The 16,250-nt window shown below is 34.5% G+C and carries 18 protein-coding genes; 16 read left to right on the plus strand and 2 right to left on the minus strand.

The window, feature by feature from the left end; genetic code table 11:
- Window positions 1-84: 84 nt before the first annotated feature.
- Window positions 85-294: a sigma factor G inhibitor Gin gene (locus ADJ83_RS21775; RefSeq protein ID WP_031540302.1), complete on the minus strand. Its 210-nt coding sequence runs from the start codon at window positions 292-294 to the stop codon at window positions 85-87.
- 177 nt (window positions 295-471) lie between these two features.
- Here ADJ83_RS21775 and ADJ83_RS21780 point away from each other — a divergent pair, with 177 nt between their 5' ends.
- The 10 genes from ADJ83_RS21780 (at window position 472) to rsmI (ending at window position 7,833) form a co-directional block, all read left to right on the plus strand.
- Window positions 472-1,911, plus strand: coding sequence for an aminotransferase class I/II-fold pyridoxal phosphate-dependent enzyme (locus ADJ83_RS21780; RefSeq protein WP_048719092.1), 1,440 nt, complete (start codon window positions 472-474; stop codon window positions 1,909-1,911).
- A gap of 21 nt (window positions 1,912-1,932) precedes the next feature.
- Complete coding sequence (tmk, locus tag ADJ83_RS21785; RefSeq protein WP_031540304.1) at window positions 1,933-2,562, plus strand: dTMP kinase; 630 nt, start codon at window positions 1,933-1,935, stop codon at window positions 2,560-2,562.
- A 173-nt stretch (window positions 2,563-2,735) separates the two neighbouring features.
- The gene (locus tag ADJ83_RS21790; RefSeq protein WP_031537105.1) at window positions 2,736-3,065 is read left to right on the plus strand and encodes a cyclic-di-AMP receptor; all 330 of its coding nucleotides are present in this window, start codon (window positions 2,736-2,738) and stop codon (window positions 3,063-3,065) included.
- Window positions 3,066-3,171: 106 nt separating this feature from the next.
- The gene (locus tag ADJ83_RS21795; protein WP_048719094.1) at window positions 3,172-3,609 is read left to right on the plus strand and encodes a YaaR family protein; all 438 of its coding nucleotides are present in this window, start codon (window positions 3,172-3,174) and stop codon (window positions 3,607-3,609) included.
- A gap of 13 nt (window positions 3,610-3,622) precedes the next feature.
- Window positions 3,623-4,630 (plus strand): DNA polymerase III subunit delta', encoded by a 1,008-nt coding sequence (gene holB, locus ADJ83_RS21800; protein ID WP_031537107.1) that lies wholly within the window; start codon window positions 3,623-3,625, stop codon window positions 4,628-4,630.
- A complete protein-coding gene (locus ADJ83_RS21805; RefSeq protein ID WP_031537108.1) occupies window positions 4,623-5,450 on the plus strand; it encodes a PSP1 domain-containing protein in 828 nt (275 codons plus the stop codon). Before holB ends, ADJ83_RS21805 begins: the two co-directional genes overlap by 8 nt.
- Before the next feature lie 12 nt (window positions 5,451-5,462).
- Complete coding sequence (gene yabA / locus ADJ83_RS21810; protein WP_031537109.1) at window positions 5,463-5,840, plus strand: DNA replication initiation control protein YabA; 378 nt, start codon at window positions 5,463-5,465, stop codon at window positions 5,838-5,840.
- A gap of 128 nt (window positions 5,841-5,968) precedes the next feature.
- The gene (locus ADJ83_RS21815) at window positions 5,969-6,712 is read left to right on the plus strand and encodes a tRNA1(Val) (adenine(37)-N6)-methyltransferase (protein ID WP_031537110.1); all 744 of its coding nucleotides are present in this window, start codon (window positions 5,969-5,971) and stop codon (window positions 6,710-6,712) included.
- A complete protein-coding gene (locus tag ADJ83_RS21820) occupies window positions 6,702-6,989 on the plus strand; it encodes a GIY-YIG nuclease family protein (protein ID WP_031537111.1) in 288 nt (95 codons plus the stop codon). Before ADJ83_RS21815 ends, ADJ83_RS21820 begins: the two co-directional genes overlap by 11 nt.
- Entirely contained in the window at window positions 6,967-7,833 is an 867-nt protein-coding gene (rsmI, locus tag ADJ83_RS21825) for a 16S rRNA (cytidine(1402)-2'-O)-methyltransferase (protein WP_031537112.1), read from the plus strand. The genes ADJ83_RS21820 and rsmI overlap by 23 nt, the downstream gene beginning before the upstream one ends.
- A gap of 183 nt (window positions 7,834-8,016) precedes the next feature.
- On the opposite strand, the gene ADJ83_RS21830 is transcribed toward rsmI, so the two are convergent.
- Window positions 8,017-8,301, minus strand: a complete 285-nt coding sequence (locus ADJ83_RS21830) for an AbrB/MazE/SpoVT family DNA-binding domain-containing protein (protein WP_031537114.1) — start codon at window positions 8,299-8,301, stop codon at window positions 8,017-8,019.
- 475 nt (window positions 8,302-8,776) lie between these two features.
- Here ADJ83_RS21830 and metG point away from each other — a divergent pair, with 475 nt between their 5' ends.
- The 6 genes from metG (at window position 8,777) to yabG (ending at window position 15,957) form a co-directional block, all read left to right on the plus strand.
- The gene (gene metG, locus ADJ83_RS21835; RefSeq protein ID WP_031537115.1) at window positions 8,777-10,765 is read left to right on the plus strand and encodes a methionine--tRNA ligase; all 1,989 of its coding nucleotides are present in this window, start codon (window positions 8,777-8,779) and stop codon (window positions 10,763-10,765) included.
- A 184-nt stretch (window positions 10,766-10,949) separates the two neighbouring features.
- Window positions 10,950-11,717 (plus strand): TatD family hydrolase, encoded by a 768-nt coding sequence (locus ADJ83_RS21840; protein WP_031537116.1) that lies wholly within the window; start codon window positions 10,950-10,952, stop codon window positions 11,715-11,717.
- A gap of 237 nt (window positions 11,718-11,954) precedes the next feature.
- Window positions 11,955-13,136: a G5 and 3D domain-containing protein gene (locus tag ADJ83_RS21845; protein ID WP_031537117.1), complete on the plus strand. Its 1,182-nt coding sequence runs from the start codon at window positions 11,955-11,957 to the stop codon at window positions 13,134-13,136.
- Between the two features lie 273 nt (window positions 13,137-13,409).
- Window positions 13,410-13,970, plus strand: a complete 561-nt coding sequence (rnmV, locus tag ADJ83_RS21850) for a ribonuclease M5 (protein ID WP_031537118.1) — start codon at window positions 13,410-13,412, stop codon at window positions 13,968-13,970.
- Window positions 13,963-14,844, plus strand: a complete 882-nt coding sequence (rsmA, locus tag ADJ83_RS21855; protein ID WP_031537119.1) for a 16S rRNA (adenine(1518)-N(6)/adenine(1519)-N(6))-dimethyltransferase RsmA — start codon at window positions 13,963-13,965, stop codon at window positions 14,842-14,844. Before rnmV ends, rsmA begins: the two co-directional genes overlap by 8 nt.
- A 228-nt stretch (window positions 14,845-15,072) precedes the next feature.
- A complete protein-coding gene (gene yabG, locus ADJ83_RS21860; RefSeq protein WP_031537120.1) occupies window positions 15,073-15,957 on the plus strand; it encodes a sporulation peptidase YabG in 885 nt (294 codons plus the stop codon).
- Window positions 15,958-16,250: the final 293 nt, after the last annotated feature.

The following is a 16,250-nucleotide window of genomic DNA, read 5'->3' on the forward strand; positions in this document are numbered from 1 at the left end:
GCACGAATAAAACAAGCATCTACTTTGGTGGATGCTTGTTTTTTTATAGTTTACTAATTATTAGATAGATTATTCATCCAAAGATTAGGCTTGGCGTCTTTCTTGTAAAATCCGTGCTTTTCCCATTTGATAAACAAAAAATTGATATTTTGGATCACTTGTTTTGGTGTTGACGATTTCTCTCTCGCAGTCCATACATATAAAAGATTGAAAGAGATGAATTCCTTCTAATTTATTATTTTCACATATAAGACATTTTTCCCCTTTAATTGATTGGGTATGATATTTCCCCATTTTTTCTCCACCTCCATAGAAACTATTTTAACCATTTTAGTAATCATTTATACATTGACTCTCAAAGTCTATCAATCACTTATTTACTTCGTTCTAGCAAGTTTAAAGCTAGGCAATGATAAGATAGTCAAAAAAGTGATACTATAAATAGAGAGAAAAAAGAAAAGAGGAGTACTATTGCAAGAAAAAACACCATTATATTCTAAACTCTTACAGTTTCAGTCGGAAAATAATATATCTTTTCATGTGCCAGGCCATAAGAATGGAGAATTGATTTCTTATAATGACGAGGAATGGAGAAGACAATTATGGAAATTTGATGTTACGGAGCTTAATGACCTAGATGATTTACATGCTCCTATGGGCGTTATTGGTGATGCAGAGAAACTATTAACAGATCTTTATGGAGTGAAAAAAAGCTATTTTCTTGTAAATGGAAGTACTGTTGGGAATTTAGCTATGATACTTGCCTCTTTAAAAGAAGGAGATAAAGTATTTGTTCAAAGGAATAGTCATAAATCAGTAATGAATGGAATAAAGCTTGCTAAAGCAAAACCGATTTTTCTAAGTCCCGATTATGAGGAAGAATGGAAGGTGGAAACAGTCCTTTCAGAAAGAACCGTAAAGCAAGCGATTGCTCAATTTCCTGAAGTGAAAACACTTATCCTAACGTCTCCTAATTATTATGGTATGATTGGAAATTTAGAAGAAATCATTCAATTAGCCCATGCTAACGGAATTTGTGTTTTAGTTGATGAAGCCCATGGTGCTCATTTTATAGGAAATGATAAATATCCACCATCAGCTGTTCAATTGGGGGCTGATCTAGTTGTTCAGTCCGCACATAAAACACTTCCTGCCTTAACCATGGGAGCATACTTACACTATAATACTGATTTTATAGAGGAGCATGAAGTAAAATATTATCTGGAGATATTGCAGTCCAGTAGCCCCTCTTACTTAATCATGGCTTCCTTAGATAAGGCTAGACACTATTTAGCAACATACAGTGAGGAGGATTGGGATTACCTGCAAAATACTATTAGTCTGTTTCGTAGTGAGCTAGCAAAGGTTTCACAGCTAAAAGTGTTAGGTTATCCTTATATAGGGGATCCCTTAAAAATTACTATTCAATCGACAGTAGATAAAACTGGTTTTATTCTTCAAAAACAATTAGAAAAAGAGGGGATTTATACAGAATTAGCTGATTCTAATAATGTACTATTTGTTTTTCCATTGCTAAAAAAAGAAATAGCATTTCCTCTTAATGAGATTATTACTAAAGTAAGAAAGGCATTGTCTGAGAACCTATCTGAGATTCCCTATGAAAGAAAAGTGTCAGCATCTATAAAAAAAGGGCAGGATATAGTAGAATTAAAACTTGGTGAAACAGAGCAAGCTTTACGAAATAAAAGAGAAATATCATTAAATGATGCCCATCATGCTATTTGTGCAGAAACAATTATTCCGTATCCACCAGGAATCCCTATTCTAATGCCTGGTGAGGAAATAACGATGTATCATATCAATCAAATAAAGAACTTATTAAAAGATGGAGCGAGATTCCAAGGAAGCCCATCTATTTATGAAAATAAAATTACAATTTTCGAGAAATGACAGCTTTAGGAGGACAATACGGTGACAAAAGGGCTCTTTATTACATTAGAAGGACCAGAGGGAGCAGGGAAAACAACGATTATTGATATGTTGTTAAACTATTACCAGGAGCAAGAGAAGCAGATTATTAAGACGCGAGAACCAGGTGGAATCCCTATTTCTGAAAAAATTAGAAGTATTATATTAGATCCCAAGCATACTGAAATGGATGCTAGAACAGAAGCTTTACTTTATGCAGCTGCAAGAAGACAGCATTTAGTAGAGAAAGTAATACCAGCTTTAAACAGTGGAGCAATTATTCTATGTGATCGTTTTATTGATAGCTCTTTGGCATATCAGGGGTTTGCTAGAGGAATTGACATGGATGAAATTTGGGAGATTAATCAATTTGCTATTGGAGATGTGATGCCGGAGCTAACGATTTATTTTGATCTTGACCCACGAGTTGGTTTAGCGAGAATTAACACTACTAGTGATAGGGAGATCAATCGTCTAGACTTAGAAAAAATAGAATTTCATGAATTGGTCCAAGAGGGCTATTATAAGGTGATAGAGAAATTTCCAGAAAGAATTGTTAAAGTGGATGCATCTAAGCCTTTAGAGCAGGTATTTCAAGATACGGTAGAGATTATTAATCAATTTCTGAAATAGTATGGGTACCTTTAAACAAAATATTCATGTAAATCTATTACTTCTAAAGAATGAGTGCTGACAATGCGCCTGAGGAATTATTTTTCCTTTCAGCTGTTTGTTTTTGCATTTATTGCTATAATAGGAACAAGTTATAAAATCATTCGGAAACTATAATAAGGGGCGGGATAAAAATGAAATTAATTCTAACAGTCATTCAAGATAAAGATAGCAATAAATTGCTTAATGCACTTGTTGAAAATAATTTTAGAGCGACAAAGCTTGCGAGTACGGGCGGATTTTTGAAATCTGGAAATACCACCTTTATGATAGGAACGGAAGATATACGTGTGGAAAAGGCTTTGCAAATTATTAAAGATAATTGTCAATCAAGAGATCAATTAGTAGCTCCTGTTTCGCCCATGGGAGGGAATGCAGACTCTTACGTTCCTTATCCAGTGGAAGTGGAAGTGGGAGGAGCAACTGTTTTTGTATTACCTGTTGAGCAATTTAAGCAATTTTAAATCATACATCGGTTAGCTTCGAGTTGCCGATGTACTTTCATGCTTAATGGATAATGGTAGTCTATGCTATCCAGTAAGAAGTAGAACGTTCTTCAGGAGGAAGAATATGAAGATAAATAAAGACATTCGAATTAAGCCTGAAGGGACTAAAATAGAAACAAAAGGTAGTCTAGGTGGTTCGAAATTTCAAGGATATGTCCAACAACAAAACGAGAAATTGAAGATCGAACAGCTTCAGACATTAATGAAAAACATTGATGATATTGGTAACAGGTTGGGGAGATCTCAAAATCTAAAGGATTTGACTAAGTATAAATCCCTTGTAAAACAGTTTGTAAAGGAAGCTGTTGAATATGGGATGGAAGTGAAAAAAGATAATTCTTGGGATCAGTTTGGTCAGGGTAGAGATTTAAGTATTATACATGTCATAGATGATAAATTAGTTGAACTGACAGAAGAAGTAATAGCAAAAGAGAAAAACAGTTTAAATATTTTGGATAAAATTGGTGAAATCAAAGGTTTGCTGATTAATATATATACGTAATGGAGTGATTGTCTTGACAAGAACATGGGAACAGCTTGAACAGACACAGCCCATTGTTTTAAAGATGCTGAAAAACAGCTTAAAAAAAGAACGACTAGCACATGCTTACCTTTTTGAGGGAATGAAAGGTACGGGGAAAAGGGAAATAAGTCTTGTTCTCACAAAGAGTATTTTATGTGAAAATAGTATAAAAGGATATGTTCCATGTGAAACATGTTCTAATTGCAAGAGGATAAATAATGGAAATCATCCAGACGTTCACTTGCTTGAACCAGATGGATTATCAATAAAAAAACATCAGATACAAAGCCTGCAAGAAGAATTTTCAAAAACTGGGGTGGAGTCAAATCAAAAGGTTTACATTCTTGTTCACGCAGATAAAATGACCACCAATGCAGCTAATAGTTTGTTGAAATTTTTGGAAGAACCTAATGCAGAAACAACTGCCATTCTATTAACGGAACAAATTCAGCAAATATTGCCGACTATTTTATCTCGATGCCAAACACTTTCCTTTAAACCATTATCCCCAAATGAAATGGCAAAAGAACTAGTAAGAAATGGAATTAAACCAAATGAAGCCCCTTTGCTTGCGCAGATTACCAATAGTTTTGAAGAAGCATTGACTCTAAGTACAGATGAATGGTTTGTACAAGCACAAAAAATAGTGGTAAAATTATATGAGGTTCTGAATAGAACCCCATTAGAAGCATTAGTGGCTCTTCAAAGAGACTGGTTTTCACATTTTAAAGAAAAAGATCAGTTTGATAGAGGGCTCGATTTATTATTGCTACTATATAAAGATTTATTATATATACAGCTTGGCAAGCACGATCAGATTGTATACGTTGGCGAGAAAGAACGTCTAGAGGCATATGCCTTAAGAACTTCTAATAGGCGCTTAACGGAACAAATGACAGCTATTTTTGAAGCAAAGCGAAAGCTGCAAGGGAATATGAATCCACAGTTATTGATGGAGCAGCTGGTGCTAAAGCTGCAGGAGGGATCTTCAGTTGTATGATGTCGTAGGAATCCGCTTTAAAAAAGCTGGAAAAATATATTATTTTGATCCAAATGAATTAATTATCCAAAAGGGAGACTTTGTCATCGTTGAAACTGTTCGGGGTGTAGAATTCGGGAGAGTAGTAATTGGCCCGAAAAAAGTAGATGAAAATGACGTTGTTTTACCTTTAAAGAAAGTATTAAGAATTGCGGATCAGAAAGATCAAATGATTGTAGAGGAAAATAAATTCGCAGCCAAAGAAGCATATGATGTTTGCTGTGAGAAAGTGACGCTACATGAATTAGAGATGAAATTGGTTGATGTAGAATATACATTTGACCGTAATAAAATCATTTTTTATTTTACCGCAGATGGTCGAGTAGATTTTAGGGAATTAGTAAAAGATTTAGCATCCATTTTTAGAACTAGAATTGAGCTTCGTCAGATTGGGGTTAGAGATGAGGCGAAAATGTTAGGTGGCATTGGTCCTTGTGGAAGGATGCTTTGCTGTTCAACTTTCTTAGGGGATTTTGAACCAGTATCTATTAAGATGGCAAAAGATCAAAACCTTTCCTTAAATCCAACAAAAATTTCTGGATTATGTGGACGATTAATGTGTTGTTTAAAATATGAAAATGATGATTATGAAGCTGCAAAAGAACTTTTACCTGACTTAGGTGACTGGATTAATACACCGGATGGAAAGGGAAAAGTTGTTGGTTTAAATATTTTAGAACGTGTACTCCAAGTGGAAATTTCTGAACAAGAACGAGTGCTTGAATATACATTAGATGAAATACTGCAAGAAGATGCTGTTTCAGTTCAATCCACAGATTAATGAGGTGGAAGAGTGGATAAAAAAGAAGTTTTTGAATCAGTAATAAATATGGAAAGTCAAATTGGTAATTTATATAAGCAATTAGGTGATCTTAAACAGCATGTAGCTGAACTTATTGAAGAAAATAATAGGTTGAAGCTAGAAAATGAGAATCTAAGGAAGCATTTAGAGGATATACCAAGAGAGAAAGAATCAAGACAGGATAATCAGAAAAAAAGAAACGCAAAACAAAGTAAGATGATAGAGGAAAAAAACATTGATATAGGGGAAGGATATGATAACCTCGCAAGATTGTATCAAGAAGGTTTCCATATTTGTAATCTTCATTTTGGGAGTCCCCGAAAAGATGGTGATTGTCTATTTTGTTTGTCGTTTCTTAATAAAAAATAAGGATGTCTCAAAGAAAATAATCCCAGTGAAAATAAGCAATACAACCAATTGTATTGGATGGGATGACTCTTTCTTCTTGAGACATCTCTTTTTCTATGTAGGTAATAAATAAATGGAGGTTAAAGGTAGTGGTACCATTAATTGGAGATGAAAGATTAGATTATTTATTGGATGAACGTTTAAGGATTATCCAAAGTCCATCCGTATTTTCATTCTCGTTAGATGCAGTATTATTAGCTGATTTTGTAGGTATTCCCTTAAAAAAAGGGAAGATAGTCGATTTATGTAGTGGCAATGGGGTTATTCCACTTTTTTTATCACTTCGTACACAGGGAGAAATCATAGGAGTCGAGATACAGGAACGATTATATGATATGGCGAATCGAAGTATACAGTATAATCAGTTAGAAGAGAAAATTAAAATGATTCATGGTGATATTAAGAATGCCCCTAGCTTCCTTGGATCGGAGAAGTATGATGCAGTTACGTGTAATCCCCCTTACTTTAAGAAGACTAATTCTATAGAAGAGATTAATATAAATGAGCATCTTGCTATTGCGAGGCATGAACTCCTCTGTACGTTGGAGGACTCCATTAGTGTAGCTAGCCAATTAGTTAAACAAGGTGGAAAAGTGGCTTTTGTCCATAGACCAGGAAGATTATTAGATATCATTACATTAATGCGAGCAAATCGATTGGAGCCAAAGCGTATACGATTCGTTTATCCAAAAGCAGGGAAGGAAGCGAATATTTTGCTAGTCGAAGCGATAAAAGATGGCAAACCGGACTTAAAAGTTTTACCTCCGTTATTTGTTTATAAAGATGGCAACAATTATACAGAGGAAATGAGTAAAATTTTATATGGAAAGTAAGAAGCATTATTTCTATGTACTAATTTGTAATGATGGAAGCTATTATGCAGGCTATACAAATGATCTTCAAAAGCGTTTGAATACACATAATGCCGGAAAAGGGGCAAAATATACTAGAGGGCGTTTGCCAGTAGCGATTATTTATCAGGAGGAATTCCAAACAAAACAGGAAGCCATGCAACAAGAGTATGCCTTTAAACAATTAGGGAGAAAGAAAAAAGAGCAGTTTCTAAAGAAGGAGCTTGGTGAAGGAAATGAAGCAACAAAAAAGCTATAAAGAAAAAAGAGGATCTCTGTATCTAGTCCCTACTCCTATTGGGAATTTAGAAGATATGAGTTTTCGTGCAATCAGGATTCTGAAAGAGGCAGATGTTATTGCTGCCGAAGATACACGTAATACAAAAAAGCTTTGTAACTATTTTGAAATCACTACACCTGTGGTTAGTTATCATGAGCATAATAAAGAGACGAGTGGCCAGAAGCTAATACAAGCTTTAAAAGAAGAAAAAGTTATTGCCTTAGTAAGTGATGCAGGGATGCCAACTATTGCAGATCCAGGATATGAACTAGTTATAGATGCGATTGCTCAAGAAATTCCAGTTATTCCACTTCCAGGAGCCAATGCGGCATTAACAGCACTTATTGCTTCAGGTCTTCCGACACATCCCTTTTATTTTTATGGATTTCTTAATCGACAAAAAAAGGAGAAGAAAAAAGAATTACTTTTCCTTAAGACTATTCCAGGTACGATTCTTTTATATGAATCTCCACACCGTTTAAAAGAAACTTTAACTTTAATAATGGATATACTTGGTAATAGAAAGATCACTTTATGCAGAGAATTGACCAAGCTATATGAAGAATTTATTCGTGGTACAGTAGAGGAAGCAATTGCATGGTCGCAATCAGAAGAAATTAGAGGAGAATTTTGTTTAGTAATTGAGCAGGGTGAATTCCAAAAAGAAGAAGAAAATAATTGGTGGGACGAATTGACCGTTGTACAACAAGTGAATCATTATGTTCAAAAAGAAGGAATTACAGTAAAAGAAGCAATTAAAAAGACAGCATTAGATAGAGGAATGCAAAAAAGAGACGTCTACCAAGAATATCATATTGAATAAGAAAAGAGCTGCCGTCATAAAAGTGAACATAAAATAACATGGTGTTCACCTTTAATAAGGCAGCCCTTTGTTTATAAAAAAGAATGAATAGGTTCTAGTTACTTCAAGGAGCTTCTAATCCAATAAAAAGATGGATGGATAAATACTAGTTGAAAAAGTACCTACACATTTCTTATTTTATTCTTATTTAGAAACTTCAAAGTTACTTTTAATTTCTTGGATTAATTGCTCTGCACCTTCACGGCTAAGGATTAATTTACCGCCAGCTAAAGAAAGGTTGTCATCTGAAACTTCTCCAGTAACTTGGCAAGTCATGTTTGGCTTATATTTTTTTAAGATGATTTTTTCATCATCTACATAAATTTCTAGAGCATCTTTTTCAGCAATACCTAATGTACGTCTTAATTCGATTGGAATAACTACACGACCTAATTCATCAACTTTACGAACAATACCTGTAGATTTCATTTATTTTCTCCTCCCAAAAAGTGAATATTTATATTTTTTTCGCTAATTTTCGACAAATTTCTTTGTATGTCATTATAATACCAGCCATTCCCATAAACGTCAATTATTTATTTTCAAATTATTGTATTTTAAAAAGCCTTGTTATATTAGGCTTTTGCGAGAAGTAGTCAGATACTTACCTAGTTAGTGGGATAAATTAGTATATTTTAATAGTATTATTTATGTTCTTTTTTCGACAAAAACCAACATTTTTATTTCTTTTCCAACAGGCTTTAAAATGTCTGTTGCATAAACTAGTAATTTTAGGTATATTTTGATGGGATAAAAGGAAAAAATGGCAATGATTATGCGGTTTATACGAATGTTCTTATACTTTTTTGTTTCGATAAAAAAGAAGAATGGTTACAATAGTAATATCGGTTATTTTTATTTTACTAAAGGTACATATGTATACATATATATAGGAGGGAACTAAGTGAAGGATCAAGAAAAATCTTTTTATATTACTACGCCAATTTATTATCCAAGTGGTAATTTACATATTGGACATGCTTACACAACAGTTGCTGGAGATGCAATGGCTCGTTATAAAAGAATGCGAGGCTATGAAGTTCGTTATTTAACCGGAACGGATGAACATGGACAAAAAATCCAACGAAAAGCAGAAGAAGCAGGAATTACGCCTATTCAATATGTAGATGAAATTGTTGCAGGAATTAAAGAACTATGGGGTAAACTGGATATTTCTTACGATGATTTTATTCGTACTACAGAAAAAAGACATACAGATATTGTGGAAAAAATGTTTAAGAAGCTAGTGGATCAAGGAGATATTTATTTAGACGAGTATCAAGGCTGGTATTCTGTTTCTGATGAAACATATTATACAGAGCTTCAACTAGTTGATCCTATCCATGATGAAAATGGAAAAGTAATTGGAGGTAAAAGCCCTGATAGTGGTCATGCTGTTGAATTAGTGAAAGAAGAATCTTATTTCTTTAGAATGGGAAAATATGCTGATCGTTTATTAGCGTTTTATGAGGAAAATCCAGCATTTATTCAACCAGAATCTCGTAAGAATGAGATGATTAATAACTTTATTAAACCTGGATTAGAAGACTTGGCTGTTTCAAGAACTACATTTGATTGGGGAATTAAAGTTCCAGGAGATCCGAAGCATGTTGTTTATGTGTGGATTGATGCACTTTCCAATTATATTACCGCACTAGGATATGGTTCTGATGATGAGACATTATATAAGAAGTTCTGGCCAGCAAATGTCCATTTAGTAGGGAAAGAAATTGTACGTTTCCATACAATTTATTGGCCAATTATGTTAATGGCATTAGACCTTCCATTGCCGAAGAAGGTTTTTGCACATGGTTGGATCCTTATGAAGGATGGCAAAATGTCTAAATCAAAGGGCAATGTGGTTAATCCTGTTACATTAATTGATCGTTATGGTTTAGATGCCCTTCGTTATTATTTACTAAGAGAAGTTCCGTTTGGTTCTGATGGTGTATTTACTCCTGAAGCATTTGTAGAAAGAGTGAATTTTGACTTAGCCAATGATTTAGGTAATTTATTAAATCGTACAGTGGCGATGATTAATAAGTACTTTAATGGAGAAATACCTACTTATAAAAATTCGGAAGGACCGTTTGAACAATCTCTTGTTGCGGCACATAGAGAAACAGTGGAAAAATATGCAGAGCATATGGATAATATGGAGTTCTCTGTTGTATTAACAACATTATGGCAATTAATTAGCAGAAATAATAAATATATTGATGAAACACAACCATGGGTGTTGGCAAAAGAAGAAAGAACAGAAGAATTAGCAATTGTTATGAACCATTTAGCGGAATCTTTAAGAAGAATCGCTATTTTACTAAAACCTTTCTTAACAAGAACTCCTGACAAGATTTTTAAACAATTAAATATACAGGACGTTTCTTTGCACACTTGGGATAGCCTAGAACGTTTTGGGGTCATACCTGCAGGTACTATAGTTGAGAAGGGAGATCCTATTTTCCCTAGGTTAGATATCCAAGAAGAGGTGGAATTTATCAAGGAAGAGATGAAGGGACCTCAAAAGGAAGAAGAGAAGAAACCAGAAGTCCAAGAAGTTCCAGAAGTAGATGAAATCACGATAGATGACTTTATGAAAGTGGACTTACGTGTTGCACAAGTTCTTGAAGCAGAACCAGTGAAAAAAGCAGACAAGTTATTGAAGCTACAATTAGATTTAGGTTATGAGAAACGACAAGTAGTTTCTGGTATTGCTAAATATTATTCTCCAGAAGACTTAGTTGGACGAAAAGTTATTTGTGTAACAAATTTAAAACCGGTTAAATTAAGAGGAGAGCTTTCACAAGGTATGATTTTAGCTGGAAGTCATGATGGTGAACTGTCTCTTGCGACAATTGCAGAAGCTTTACCATTGGGTTCAAAAGTAAAATAAAAACAAATCAATGAAAAAACATGGAGATGTTCCTAAAGAGGAATCGCCTTTCTTAAAAAGGTGAGGAAAACAATGGGTTAAACATCTCTATGTTTTTTCTTCTTACAGTATGAAAAAAAGAGGAATCAACATAAGCAATAAGCGATTGTAAGTATATCTAACAAAAGATGGAGGGAAGATTTTCATGTTATTTGATACCCATACACATATTAACGCAGATGAGTTTCAAGAGGATTTAGAAGAAGTTATAGAACGGGCAATGGATGCTGGGATGGAAAAGATGGTAGTTGTTGGATTTGATAGACCTACCATCACAAGAGCGATGGAGCTTATTGAGCAATATGAATTTGTTTATGCAAGTATAGGATGGCACCCAGTAGATGCAATTGATATGAAAGAAGAAGACTTAGTTTGGATTGAAGAGTTAGCTAAGCATCCAAAAGTAATTGCAATTGGAGAAATGGGATTAGATTATCATTGGGATAAATCGCCAAAGGAAATTCAAAAAGAGGTATTCAGAAAACAAATTCAACTAGCAAAAAAAGTAAAACTTCCAATAATTATTCATAATCGTGAAGCAACAGCTGATATTGTAGAAATTTTAAAAGAGGAAGATGCGAAAGAAGTTGGAGGGATTATGCACTGTTATGGTGGGAGTGTAGAAACTGCACTAGAATGCATAAATATGAATTTCTATATCTCGCTAGGTGGAACGGTGACTTTCAAAAATGCCCGGAAACCAAAAGAGGTTGCAGAAGCAGTTTCACTAGATCATTTATTAATTGAAACAGACTGTCCATATTTAGCGCCGACACCGTTTAGGGGTAAAAGAAATGAACCGAGTTATGTAAAATTAGTGGCAGAGGAAATTGCTGCGATTAAAGGGATTTCTTATGAAGAGGTGGCTAGAAAAACAACAGAAAATGCAAAAAAATTATTCGGCATAAACTGATAAAGATTTTTGTCGAATAACGAAAAAGTTTGTCTGAAATTCACCTTATTTTTAATCATTCTACATCGCTTTCTTTTCTCATAGACTAATTATGTCGAGATTTCTTTCTTTCCTTTCGCTTGTTTTTTTTGCATAATAAGAAATACGTTCAAAGATTCTTAAGGGTTGACAGCAGACATGATACTCTATATAATCACTCCGAGAGAAAAGGAGGCGTTTTTCATCGTAATCCAAAACATGAAAAACCTGTTTTCGAAATCTTTGAGCAGGAAAAAGGTGTCCATCTTTTTAGCTAGTTTCATCGTTTTTGCAAGTAGCTTAGGCTTTATAATTTATGAAACTACTAAAAATACTGTGGCGCTGACGCTAAATGGTAAAGAACAAATCATCGAGACGCACTCATCTACTATAAAACAAATATTTGATGACTTGGACATTGCTATTGGCTCAAAAGATTATGTGTTTCCCTCGTTAAACACAAAGGTTACAGATAACCTTGAAGTTGTCTGGAAGAAAGCTAAACAGGTTGAATTGCAAAAAGACGACGAGAAGAAAACGGTTTGGACAACAGTAGATACTGTTAAGGAGTTTTTAGAAGAACAAAAAATTTCTTTGAACGAGCATGATCAGATCAATCAGAAAGAAACTAACGCTATAGAACATAATATGGAAGTTGTCGTACATACAGCATTTCCAGTCACACTAGTAGACGCAGGAAAGAAAAAACAAGTATGGTCCACTTCGACTACGGTCGCTGACTTTTTAACACAACATGAGATATCACTTGCTAAATTAGACCGAGTTGAACCAGATCTAAAAGAAAAAGTGAAAGAGGAAACTGTTGTAAATATAAAAAGAATAGAAAAGGTCACCGATGTAGTGGAACAACCGATTAACTTTGCCGTTATTACCCAAAAGGACGATAATCTTCCGGCAGGTACTGAGAAGATACTGAAAAAGGGCACAGAAGGATTAGTCTCTAAAAAGTATGAAGTTACCAAGGAAAATGGCAAAGAGATTTCCCGGAAATTACTCAGTGAAACAACAGTGAAAGAAAAGCAGGACAAAATTGTATCTGTTGGAACAAAAGGCGATGTCATACAACTAGCATCCCGAGGAGAAGAAAGCGGGAAAGAAGTGTACGTCAATTCAACAGCATATACTGCTAGTTGTAATGGATGTTCTGGCCGAACGGCTACTGGAATTGATCTGAAAGCTAATCCAAATGCAAAAGTAATTGCTGTCGACCCAAGTTTTATCCCATTAGGAACAAAGGTTTATGTTGAAGGCTATGGCTATGCTGTTGCAGGTGATACAGGTGGAAGCGTGAAAGGACAGAAAATCGATGTTTTCTTTTCTTCAAAAGCAGAAGCTTACCGTTGGGGTAACAGGCAAGTTATGATAAAAATAATTAATTAGCAATCAATAAATCTAGACACTTTATTACCTATTTAAAGGATAAAAAGATAGCTAATCTGGCAGAGGAATCAATTCCTCTGTCTTTTTCTTTGCTTTTGTTCACATTTTCTCACATAATAACTAGTCACAACAAATCGCCGTTTGTTAAAACATAAATATTAGCTATAATGATAGTGATTATAAATATTTCTCTCTCTGTATATATAGACGTTTCATGTTACAATTATGTTTCATTTTTTTTTCAAATTTTATAAATTATTTTTTGGAGGTTCCATGAAGATTAAAGAAATAATAGTAGTGGAAGGACGCGATGACACAACTGCTATTAAACGAGCAGTTGATGCAGATACTATTGAAACAAACGGTTCAGCAATTAATCAAGAAACATTGGTTAAAATAAAGCTAGCACAAAAAACAAGAGGGGTTATTGTGTTAACCGACCCAGACTATCCTGGTCAAAAGATTCGTCATACGATTGAAAAACATATTCCTGATTGTAAACATGCTTTTATACCAAAGGAGCTTGCAATCCATAAGCATGGTAAAGGTGTTGGGGTGGAACATGCATCAATAGAGGCAATTAGAGAAGCTTTAAAAGATGCTCATCTTATGCAGGAATTGATAACGGAGGAAATTACAAAAGAAGACTTAATAGATGCAGGATTGATTGGTGGTGCAGATTCTAAGGAGCGTAGAGAGCAGTTGGGAAAGCTGCTTAAAATTGGGTATACAAATGGGAAACAGCTTTATAAGAGATTACTGATGTTTCATATTACTAAGGAAGAGTTCGCACAAGCCATGAAGGAAATGCGTCAGGAGGGTAAGGATGTATAAAGATATCGCAACACCAGCAAGAACGAGAGCAATTCTAGATAAGTATGGTTTTTCTTTTAAGAAAAGCTTAGGGCAAAATTTTTTAATTGACACAAACATTTTGAGAAATATTGTAGATCATGCAGAGTTAACAGAAGAATCGGGTGCAATAGAGGTTGGTCCGGGAATTGGGGCATTAACAGAACAGCTTGCTAAGCGAAGTAAAAAGGTTGTTGCATATGAAATCGATCAACGCTTGCTGCCAATTTTAAACGAAACGCTTGAGCCTTATCCACATGCGAAGATTATTCACCAGGACATTTTAAAAGTAAACGTAAAGGAAATGTTAGAAACAGAGTTTAATGATATTCGGGATATTATGCTCGTTGCTAATTTGCCTTATTATGTAACAACACCAATCATTATGAAGATTTTGGAAGAGAAACTTCCTTTAAGAGGCATTGTTGTCATGCTGCAAAAAGAGGTAGCAGAGCGAATATCTGCTAAACCAGGAACGAAGGAATATGGATCTCTTTCAATTGCTATTCAGTACTATACTAAACCAGAAGTAGTGATGATTGTTCCGAAGACAGTCTTTGTTCCTCAACCAAATGTAGATTCTGCTGTAATTCGTTTAACCATTCGAAAAACACCATCTGTTTCGGTAAAAAATGAAGACTTTTTCTTTCAAATAACAAGAGCAAGCTTTGCTCAAAGGAGAAAAACGATTTTAAACAATCTCTCTAGCCAGCTAGAGGGCGGAAAAGAAAAGAAGGGTGAAATAATCGCTGCGCTTGAACAAGCGGGGATTGAGCCTTCTAGACGCGGAGAATCATTGTCTATCGAAGAGTTTGCAAAGTTAAGTGATGTTCTTTATGAAATATTTACTAAATAATGAGTAGAAATAGATGTACAGATGATTTTCTTTTCCCTAAAAGAATGACTGGGGAGAGAAGCTTTCTGTTCATCTTTTTTTGTTGTTGATGAAAATAGCCTTTTATGTTTTCGTTCTTCTCTTTTGAATTGCTCACAACTTTCTAGACATATGCATAATTTATCAGAGATAGATTTTGAATACTAATAACCACTCAGAAACGTGTTTGGGTTAATTGGAGTGACGACAGTGGCTGTAAACATCATGGATATCGTCGGAAGAGAATCATATCAATGCGATATGTTATTTCGAATAATTGATATGAAAGAGGTAAATGGTCAAAAAATCGCTATTCTTTATGGGGAGGATTTTCGTCTTATTGCAGATGCTCCATATGAGGATTTAGTGTTAATTAATCAACCGATGCAACGGAAAATTTCACAAAAGGTCCAGTTGATGGAGGAGCAATCTCTCCAATTATTTCGACAAGATGTGAATCTCTTAAGAAGAAAACAGGAGTATCAAGTAACAGAGGCATACAGCAAACCTTCCAACTATTTTCAACTACCAGGCAAAGTGCTGCATATTGATGGCGATCCTAATTATTTAAACAAATGTTTAACTTTATATGAAAAAATTGGAATCCCTGTAAATGGAGTTCATTGCCATGAAAAAGAGATGCCCAGTAAAATAAGCAGTCTTTTGGATTATTATCGTCCAGATATCCTTGTTATAACAGGGCATGATGCCTATTCTAAGGCGTTAGGGGAGAAAAACGATATTAATGCATACCGACATTCAAAATACTTTGTACAGACCGTCAGAGAAGCGAGAAAGAAACTTCCTAATTTAGATCAATTAGTTATTTTTGCTGGTGCCTGTCAATCTCACTTTGAGTCCCTTATCTATGCAGGTGCTAATTTCGCAAGCTCTCCTTCGAGGGTAAATATTCATGCACTTGATCCGGTTTATATTGTTGCAAAGATTAGTTTTACGCCATTTATGGAACGAGTAAATGTTTGGGATGTATTAAGGAATACCTTAACTGGCGAAAAAGGGTTAGGTGGAATAGAAACCAAAGGAGTTCTTCGAACAGGTATGCCATATCATACGAATCAATCAGAAGAAGGGTAAATAAATGGAACACACAGGATGATAATAGCTTAAGCAAGCATAGCAGGACTGCTTAAGCTATCCATCCTGTGTGTTTCTTTGTTGATTCAGTTAAGATTATCATGCATCCTTTTTCCAGCAGTTTAAAAAAATCAAATTTTTCTACATATTTATCTTTACGTCGTGCATACTAATCTTTGTTGAAAAATTGGAGAAAAATAAGAATAAAAAATATTGACAACTTCCAAAAAAGACTGTTATAATTTATGTTTTTATTTGACTCTGTTATGTCAGTGTGATATACTTTACACAGT

It is taken from the genome of Bacillus sp. 522_BSPC (assembly GCF_001076885.1).
Taxonomy (GTDB): Bacteria; Bacillota; Bacilli; order Bacillales; family Cytobacillaceae; genus Niallia; species Niallia hominis.

What these genes read in the sequence shown, in the direction of transcription:
- ADJ83_RS21775 (WP_031540302.1), bottom strand. Translation starts at nt 294, where the DNA reads ATGGGGAAATATCATACCCAATCAATTAAAGGGGAAAAATGTCTTATA.
- ADJ83_RS21790 (WP_031537105.1), top strand. Translation starts at nt 2,736, where the DNA reads ATGAAATTAATTCTAACAGTCATTCAAGATAAAGATAGCAATAAATTG.
- ADJ83_RS21795 (WP_048719094.1), top strand. Translation starts at nt 3,172, where the DNA reads ATGAAGATAAATAAAGACATTCGAATTAAGCCTGAAGGGACTAAAATA.
- ADJ83_RS21820 (WP_031537111.1), top strand. Translation starts at nt 6,702, where the DNA reads ATGGAAAGTAAGAAGCATTATTTCTATGTACTAATTTGTAATGATGGA.
- rsmI (WP_031537112.1), top strand. Translation starts at nt 6,967, where the DNA reads ATGAAGCAACAAAAAAGCTATAAAGAAAAAAGAGGATCTCTGTATCTA.
- ADJ83_RS21830 (WP_031537114.1), bottom strand. Translation starts at nt 8,301, where the DNA reads ATGAAATCTACAGGTATTGTTCGTAAAGTTGATGAATTAGGTCGTGTA.
- ADJ83_RS21840 (WP_031537116.1), top strand. Translation starts at nt 10,950, where the DNA reads ATGTTATTTGATACCCATACACATATTAACGCAGATGAGTTTCAAGAG.
- ADJ83_RS21845 (WP_031537117.1), top strand. Translation starts at nt 11,955, where the DNA reads ATGAAAAACCTGTTTTCGAAATCTTTGAGCAGGAAAAAGGTGTCCATC.
- rnmV (WP_031537118.1), top strand. Translation starts at nt 13,410, where the DNA reads ATGAAGATTAAAGAAATAATAGTAGTGGAAGGACGCGATGACACAACT.
- rsmA (WP_031537119.1), top strand. Translation starts at nt 13,963, where the DNA reads ATGTATAAAGATATCGCAACACCAGCAAGAACGAGAGCAATTCTAGAT.